This window comes from Rhodosalinus sp. (genome assembly GCF_046542825.1).
Lineage (GTDB): Bacteria > Pseudomonadota > Alphaproteobacteria > Rhodobacterales > Rhodobacteraceae > Rhodosalinus.
In genome coordinates this window covers 1-6,948 of the sequence record NZ_JBKHAQ010000135.1, presented here as the reverse complement: position 1 = coordinate 6,948, position 6,948 = coordinate 1, and the positions used below count along the sequence as shown (strand labels likewise).

Genomic DNA, 6,948 nt, shown 5'->3' with positions numbered 1-6,948 from the left:
CACCGCCGCGTGACTGCGGCTCAGGGCTCGTAGGTCCTGGGCGGCTGCGGCGTCGTCTCGAACAAGGCGTAATCCAGTCCCGCCGCCTCGAAGGCCGCGCGCGCCTCGACCATCGCGTCGCCGCTGAGTGCAGGGTCGCGGGCGAGGATCCAGGCGGGTTTTCCGCCGCTGCCGGAAACCACCGCCCAGCGATACCTGCCGTCCTCGACGGGTCCCGTCGCATGGATGATGTAGTTCGTTTCCTCGCGCGACGGCTGGCCGCGAAAGGTGACGGTCAGCGCGCTGCCGGCGTCGTTCTCGGGCCGCGCCACGCCCTCGATGCGCGAGGTCTCGTCGGCCGGCAGGTCGCAGCGGTTGAGCACCGCGACAGAGCCGTCGTCGCGCAGACTGTAATGCGCCGTGGCGCCTCCTTCGCAGTTCTGCTCGAAGGGCGCAGGGGTCGAGCCGATCTCGTACCAGAGGCCCTCGTACTGCTCCATGTCGATCGAGCCCACAGGCTCGGCGGCAGGCGCCACGGGCGAGAGCGCGAAGGCAAGGACAGCGAGCGTGCGGGACATGGCGTGTCTCCTCGGGTTGCGCTTTTCCGGGCGAACGTGGGCCAAGGCGCGATGTTCCCGTCAGGCGTCCCGTCAGCCGCGCGGCTGAGGCAGCGGAGGGCTGAGGCAGCAAAGGCGCGGCCCCCGCCCCGCGCGGTCAGCCCGCCACCGCCTTGCGCGCCATGTCGCGATAGATCGCCTCGACCTCCCCCAGCGAGAGCCGTCCGCCCTCGCGGTACCAGGTGTTGATGCCGGTCAGCATCGCGATCAGCCCGAGTGCCGCAATCTTGGCGTCCGGCACGGCGAAGACACCCTCTGCCGCACCATCGCGCAGGATCGCCTCCAGCCCGGTCTCATAGTCGCGCCGGAGCGCCTCGATCACCCGGAAGTTCGCGGGCTCCAGATTGCGCAGCTCCATGTAGGCGATGAAGACCGCCTCGGGCCGGGCAAGGTGGAACCGGATGTGGAAGCGCACGAAACGGTCGAGCCGCTCCGTCGCACCGCGGGCGGGCGGCAGCGCGTCCCGCGCTGCCAGCAACTCGTGCAAATGCGCCTCCATCAGTGAAAAGAGCAGCGTCTGCTTGTCGGGCGTGTGGGTGTAGAGCGCGCCCGCCTGCACACCCACCTCCGCCGCGATCTGCCGCATCGAGACGGCGGCATAGCCGTGCCGCGCGAAGAGCCGCAGCGCGGCCGCGCGCATCCGGCGGTTGGTCTCTCCCGCGTCCGATCCGGCTCGTCTGGGCATCCGCGGAAGGATTTCCCGATCCGGCGTTCGGATCAAGCCGCGCTGGACGCCATGTCTGCGCTGCGGCATTCTCGACCCATGCGCGCGCTCGCCTTCGCCCCCCTGCTCCTTGCCGCCTGCGTGGACTATCCCGATCTGCCGGGGATCGAGCCCGTGGGGGGGGACGCGGCCTATCCGCCGCTCCTGCCCTTCGAAACCGTGCTGGGCGACGGGCCCGAGCCGCGGCTCGCGCCGGAGGGGGCGGACCGCCTTGCCGACCGCGGCGAGGCCCTGCGCGCCCGCGCCGCCGCATTGCGCGCCCGTTGAGCCGCACGCGCCGCCCCTGCCGAACGCACGCCGTTGCGCCCCCCTGCGCGACGGGCTAGACGCGCGGCGTTGCCACAGGGACAAGGAACGCGCGCATGTCAGACCCCCTTCGCCTCGGGATCGCAGGCCTCGGCACGGTGGGCGCAGGCGTGGTCAAGATCGTGCGCCGCAAGGCGAAGCTGATCGAGGCGCGTGCCGGCCGGCCGGTGACGATCTCGGCCGTCTCGGCCCGCACCCGCGACAAGGACCGCGGCGTCAGCCTGTCAGACTACGACTGGGAGGACGATCCGGTTGCGCTCGCGCGCCGCGACGATGTCGACGTGCTGGTCGAGCTGATGGGCGGCAGCGACGGCCCGGCGAAGGCGGCGACCGAGGCGGCGATCGAGGCCGGCAAGGACGTGGTGACCGCCAACAAGGCGATGCTGGCGCTGCACGGTCCCGACCTTGCGCAAGCCGCGGAAAGCCGCGGCCGCGTGCTGCGCTTCGAGGCGGCCGTGGCCGGCGCCATCCCGGTCGTCAAGGCACTGACCGAAAGCCTTGCCGGCAACGAGATCGAGCGCGTGCTGGGCGTGATGAACGGCACCTGCAACTACATCCTCACCCGGATGGAGGGCGCGGGCCTCGCCTACGAGACGGTTTTTGACGAGGCGAACCAGCTGGGCTACCTCGAGGCCGATCCCAGGCTCGACGTGGGCGGCATCGACGCAGGCCACAAGCTCGCCCTGCTGGCCGCGATCGCCTACGGCGTGCGGGTGCCCTTCGACGAGGTGGAACTGGAGGGGATCGAGCGCATCTCGATCGACGACATCCGCCGCGCGCGCGACCTGGGCTTCCGCATCAAGCTGCTGGGCGTGGCACGCATGACCGGCCGCGGGCTCGAGGCGCGCATGTCGCCCTGCCTGGTGCGCGCCGACACGCCGCTGGGCCAGCTCGAGGGGGCGACCAACATGTGCGTGCTGGAAGGCGACGCGGCGGGCCAGATCGTGCTGCGCGGCGCGGGGGCCGGCGAGGGGCCCACGGCCAGCGCGGTGATGGGCGATGTCATCGACATCGCGCGCGGGATGCGTATCTCGACCTTTGGCGTGCCCGCGACGGACCTCGGCACGGTGACGATGGCACGCTCCGCCACGCCTGCCCCCTACTACCTGCGGATGGACCTGATGGACAAGCCCGGCGCGCTCGCCCGCATCGCGACGGTGCTGGGCGAGGCCGGCATCTCGATCGACCGGATGCGACAGTACGGCCATTCCACCGACACCGCGCCCGTCCTGGTCGTCACGCATCGCTGCGCGCGCGACGCGCTCGACCGGGCGCTGGCCGCGATGCCAGCAACCGGGGTGCTCGCCACCGACCCGGTCGCGCTGCGGATCGAGACTGTCTGATCCCCTGCCGGGGCCCGGTGCGGGGCAAGCGGTTTGAAAACCGCTTGCAAGGCGCTTCGCAAGCGCCTTGGCCGCGCTCAAGGAGGTCGCCGCGACGTCCGCGCCTGACGGGCGTCGCTGCGCCGCGCGCGTCAGGCCCCGGAAAGCGGCACGCGTACATCATGCGCGGCGAGACAGCCGCAGACCACGGTCCTTGCGGCTCGACAGACGCTCCGCCGCGGGCTAATCGCGTCTCATCCCGGCAATAATGCGCGACGGATTGATTGTCATGGGGAAACTTCTGCGCCTTCTGCCGCTGCTGGCGATGCTCGTCACCGCGGCCTGCGCCACCGTGCCGACGGGCGGGCCGCCGCGCGGCGAGGCGCGCGAGATCGCAGAGCTCACCGCGGCGATCGCCGCGCTGGGCCCCGAGGTGGACCCCGAAGAGGCCGCGCGCGCCGCGCGCATCTCCTACGACTGGACGCACAAGCTGGCGCAGGACTACCGGATCACCGACCCGCCGCTGGTGCACAACACCAAGGTCAACATGGGGCTGAAGCCGCGCGGGTTGTGCTGGCACTGGGCGGAGGACATGGAGCGGCGGCTGAAGCAGGAGAATTTCGCCACGCTCGAGATACACCGCGCCATCGCCAACGCCGACAACCCGTTCCGCATCGACCATTCCACGGCGATCATCTCGGCGCGCGGCGAGTCGATGTTCGACGGCATCGTGCTGGACCCCTGGCGCAAGGGCGGCGTGCTGGTCTGGGAACACACGCGCGAGGACACCGACTACGCCTGGCAGCCGCGCGAGATGGTGCTGTCGGAAAAGCGCGCGCGCGCGCTGGCCCGGTCGTCGATGCAGCTCGCGCGTCCCTGACCCGCCGGTCACACCACACGGCACTCGCGCGGCAGCCGCGACAGGACCTCCGGCCCGTCCTCCTGCAGGATCACCACCTCTTCCAGCCGCAGGCCGAAGCGCCCCTCGAGGTAGATCCCCGGCTCGATGGTAAAGACCATGCCAGGCTCCAGCACCGTCGTTTCCCCGGCGGCGATCCAGGGCGGCTCGTGCGGCTCCAGCCCCATGCCGTGCCCCGTGCGATGCACGAACTGCGCGCCGTAGCCCGCCGCCTCGATCACGCCCCGCGCGGCGCGATCCACTTGGGATGCGCGCACGCCGGGCCGTGCGGCATCGAGCGCCGCCTGCACGGCCTGCTCGACCGCCGCGTGTACCGCCGCGTAGCCTTCAGGGGCGTGGCCCACCGCGGCCATGCGCGTGATGTCGGATGAAAAGGCGCCCTTGCGCGCGCCGATGTCGACCACCACCGCATCGCCCTCGCGCAGCGGCGTGTCGCCGGTATGGTGATGCGGAAAGGCCCCGTTCGGCCCCGCGCCCACGATGGTGAAAAGCGGCTGCGCTCCGTGCTCCCGAAAGGCCGCGCGCGCCACCTGGGCCAGCTCGGCCTCGGTCACGCCGGGCGCCATGGCGGCAAGGACCGCCTCCATCGCCGCATCGGCGATCACCGCGTTCTCGCGCAGCGCCGCCTGTTCGGCCGCATCCTTGCGCATCCTCAGCGGCGCCATCAGCGCGCCGGCCAGCCGCGATTCGGCACCCGGCAACGCGCGCTGCACCAGAAGGGCGAAGTCTGTGCGCATCGCCTCGTCCAGCGCGAGGCGGCGCGCAGTCCGCGTGCCCAGCGCATCCAGCGCACGGCCCAGCGCTGCCTGCGGCCCGTCGGTGTCAGCCCATTCCAGCATCGGCAGACCGGTGTGCTGCCGCGCCTCGGCGGCGTTGAGCGCGGGCATCAGCAGCGCCGCGCGCGCGGGCGTGACCAACAGCAGGCAGGGCCGTTCGTCCGGCATCGGGTGAAATCCCAGCAGCCAGCGCATGTGCGGACCCGGCCCCAGCGCCATCAGGTCCGTTCCGGCCGCCGCCAGCGCCGCCTGCACCCGTTCCATACGTTCGCTCATGCCACACCTCCTGCCCTGGACAGGAATGCCACGCGCGCCGCCCGGTGACCAGTGGCGCGCCGCCCGACGGACGGCTAGGCTCGCGCACGGTATCAGGCGCGGGAGAACGGGATGCAGGACCGGATCGCGGTGGTGACGGGCGCGGCGGGCGGCGTGGGCCGCACCATCGTCGCGCAGCTTGTGACCGACGGGCTGAAGGTTGCGCCGCTCGACATCGGCGGCACGGGACACGCCGCGCTCGCCGAGGAACACGGGCCCGCCGTCATGCCCCTTGAGGTCGACCTGACCGATGCCGCGGCCATCGCGCGCGCCTTCCAGACGGTCGAGGCCCGGCTGGGTGGCGTGGACGCGCTGGTGAACAACGCATGCAGCTGCCTGACGTCGGAATTTCCCGAGATCCCGGCCGAAGAGTTCGACCGCCAGATGGCGATCAACTTCACCTCTGCCTTCCACTGCTGCCAGGAGGCGGTGACGCGCATGCTGCACCGCGAGGCCGTCGGGACGATCGTCAACGTCTCGTCGAACGGCACCTACAGATTCGACGTCATCGACCCGCCGCACTGCCGCGCCTCGAAGGCGGCGATGGACGCGCTGATCAAGGCCCCTCGCCCGCCGAGACGAGGGGCACAGGAGCGGCGTCAACTCCATCGCTCCGGGGATGACCCAGACGCCCCTTTTCAAGGTCGACAACGAGCAGGTGCTGGACGCCGCCATCGCGCTGATACCGCGAGGCCGCGCGATGCAGCCCTTGGAGGTTGCAGCCTGGATCGGCTTCCTGATCTCGCCCGCCGGCGACATCTCGAGCGGGAACGTGATCATCCTGAACCAGGGCCGCGACGTGCGACGAGACGCGCACAAGCTCCGGCAGCACAGCGCTTTCGCCCCGCAGCGTCCGCGCCAGGCATCGCCCGGCGCCTCCGCCCTGACTGTTCCATGATTCCACCGCCACCCAAACGCGGCGCGGCCCGCCTGGCGGCCGCAGTCGCCGCGCTCCTGGTGCTGGCACTTTTCGCGACCCTTCCGGGCACCGCCATGGCAGAGCGCGTCTATCTGGGCTACGGCAGATTGCTTACCAACGACCAATGGGGCGATCTGCGCGATCGCTACCGGACCGGGGCCTACACGTCGAGCCGTGTCTGGGGGCCGGCCTGGACCGGACGCCTGCCCACGCGGCCGGGCGCGCTGCTGGAGCTTCGCTTCCACGGCGAGACGATGACGCCCGCGGCACTGCGCTTCCCCGCGCCGGGCGACAGGCCCTACGCGGGCGCGCTGTCCTTCGGCATGCACACGCATTACCGCCAGGGCGCGGCCGAGATCAGCCTTGGCGGTGATGTCGTCGTGACCGGTCCGCAGACGCGCCTGAGCGACCTGCAGGGTGCGCTGCACGAGGTCCTCGATGCCGCGAAACCCTCCGACCGGGTGCTGGCGAACCAGATCCCGGATGGCACGCACCCGACGCTCGTGGTCGAGGTCGGGCGCGCGCTTTCGGCGGGCCGCACGCGCCTGCGCCCCTTCGTCGAAGCCCGCACCGGGGCGGAATCGCTGCTGAGGGTCGGGGCGGACCTCACGATCGGCTCCTTCGGCGAGGGCGAGCTTCTGGTGCGCGAGGTCTCCACCGGGCACCGCTACCGCGTGATTGCCGCGCGGCAGCGCGGCGTCAGCTTCGTGGCCGGCGCCGATGTCGCGCGGGTGTTCGACAGCGTCTTTCTGCCCGCCGACCGCGGCTATCGGCTGACCGACCGGGCAAGGGTGCGCGCGGGCCTGCACTGGCAGGGCCGGCGAAACGCGCTCTTCTACGGCCTGACCTGGCTCGGGCCGGAATTCGAGGCGCAGCCGGAGGGCCAGCTGGTGGGCGCTCTGCGGCTCGATCTGCGCTTCTGACGGCGGATCGTCCGCAAGATTCCGGTCGCGCAGGGCTTGCGCCCCGCCCGGGTGCACGCTATCCACCGCGCCACCGCTGGGGTGTAGCCAAGTGGTAAGGCAGCGGTTTTTGGTACCGTGTACCGTAGGTTCGAATCCTACCACCCCA

The 6,948-nt window shown here is 71.4% G+C and carries 8 protein-coding genes, 1 tRNA gene and 1 pseudogene; 7 read left to right on the top strand and 3 right to left on the bottom strand.

The window, feature by feature from the left end; genetic code table 11:
* Positions 1 to 20: 20 nt before the first annotated feature.
* Together ACLFOB_RS13565 and ACLFOB_RS13560 are read right to left on the bottom strand one after the other, a co-directional pair.
* Positions 21 to 557 carry a lipocalin family protein gene (locus ACLFOB_RS13565; protein ID WP_410916573.1) on the bottom strand — a complete coding sequence of 179 codons (537 nt, stop codon included), beginning with the start codon at positions 555 to 557 and terminating at the stop codon, positions 21 to 23.
* 136 nt (positions 558 to 693) lie between these two features.
* Positions 694 to 1,281, bottom strand: a complete 588-nt coding sequence (locus ACLFOB_RS13560) for a TetR/AcrR family transcriptional regulator (RefSeq protein ID WP_410916572.1) — start codon at positions 1,279 to 1,281, stop codon at positions 694 to 696.
* Between the two features lie 78 nt (positions 1,282 to 1,359).
* Between ACLFOB_RS13560 and ACLFOB_RS13555 the strand changes: the two genes are divergently transcribed.
* The 3 genes from ACLFOB_RS13555 to ACLFOB_RS13545 all read left to right on the top strand — a co-directional run bounded on the left by ACLFOB_RS13555 (position 1,360) and on the right by ACLFOB_RS13545 (position 3,828).
* Positions 1,360 to 1,587 (top strand): hypothetical protein, encoded by a 228-nt coding sequence (locus ACLFOB_RS13555; protein WP_410916571.1) that lies wholly within the window; start codon positions 1,360 to 1,362, stop codon positions 1,585 to 1,587.
* Positions 1,588 to 1,682: 95 nt separating this feature from the next.
* Positions 1,683 to 2,969 carry a homoserine dehydrogenase gene (locus tag ACLFOB_RS13550; RefSeq protein ID WP_410926422.1) on the top strand — a complete coding sequence of 429 codons (1,287 nt, stop codon included), beginning with the start codon at positions 1,683 to 1,685 and terminating at the stop codon, positions 2,967 to 2,969.
* 268 nt (positions 2,970 to 3,237) lie between these two features.
* Positions 3,238 to 3,828, top strand: coding sequence for a hypothetical protein (locus ACLFOB_RS13545; protein ID WP_410926421.1), 591 nt, complete (start codon positions 3,238 to 3,240; stop codon positions 3,826 to 3,828).
* Positions 3,829 to 3,836: 8 nt separating this feature from the next.
* On the opposite strand, the gene ACLFOB_RS13540 is transcribed toward ACLFOB_RS13545, so the two are convergent.
* Positions 3,837 to 4,919, bottom strand: coding sequence for a M24 family metallopeptidase (locus tag ACLFOB_RS13540; RefSeq protein ID WP_410926420.1), 1,083 nt, complete (start codon positions 4,917 to 4,919; stop codon positions 3,837 to 3,839).
* 111 nt (positions 4,920 to 5,030) lie between these two features.
* On the opposite strand from ACLFOB_RS13540, the pseudogene ACLFOB_RS13535 reads away from it, so the two are divergent.
* The 4 genes and pseudogenes from ACLFOB_RS13535 to ACLFOB_RS13520 all read left to right on the top strand — a co-directional run.
* Positions 5,031 to 5,462: pseudogene (locus tag ACLFOB_RS13535) on the top strand (SDR family NAD(P)-dependent oxidoreductase); the annotation flags it as partial.
* 115 nt (positions 5,463 to 5,577) lie between these two features.
* Positions 5,578 to 5,856, top strand: coding sequence for a hypothetical protein (locus ACLFOB_RS13530; protein WP_410926424.1), 279 nt, complete (start codon positions 5,578 to 5,580; stop codon positions 5,854 to 5,856).
* Positions 5,853 to 6,800, top strand: coding sequence for a lipid A-modifier LpxR family protein (locus tag ACLFOB_RS13525; RefSeq protein ID WP_410926423.1), 948 nt, complete (start codon positions 5,853 to 5,855; stop codon positions 6,798 to 6,800). The genes ACLFOB_RS13530 and ACLFOB_RS13525 overlap by 4 nt, the downstream gene beginning before the upstream one ends.
* A gap of 77 nt (positions 6,801 to 6,877) precedes the next feature.
* A tRNA-Gln gene (locus ACLFOB_RS13520) sits at positions 6,878 to 6,948 on the top strand.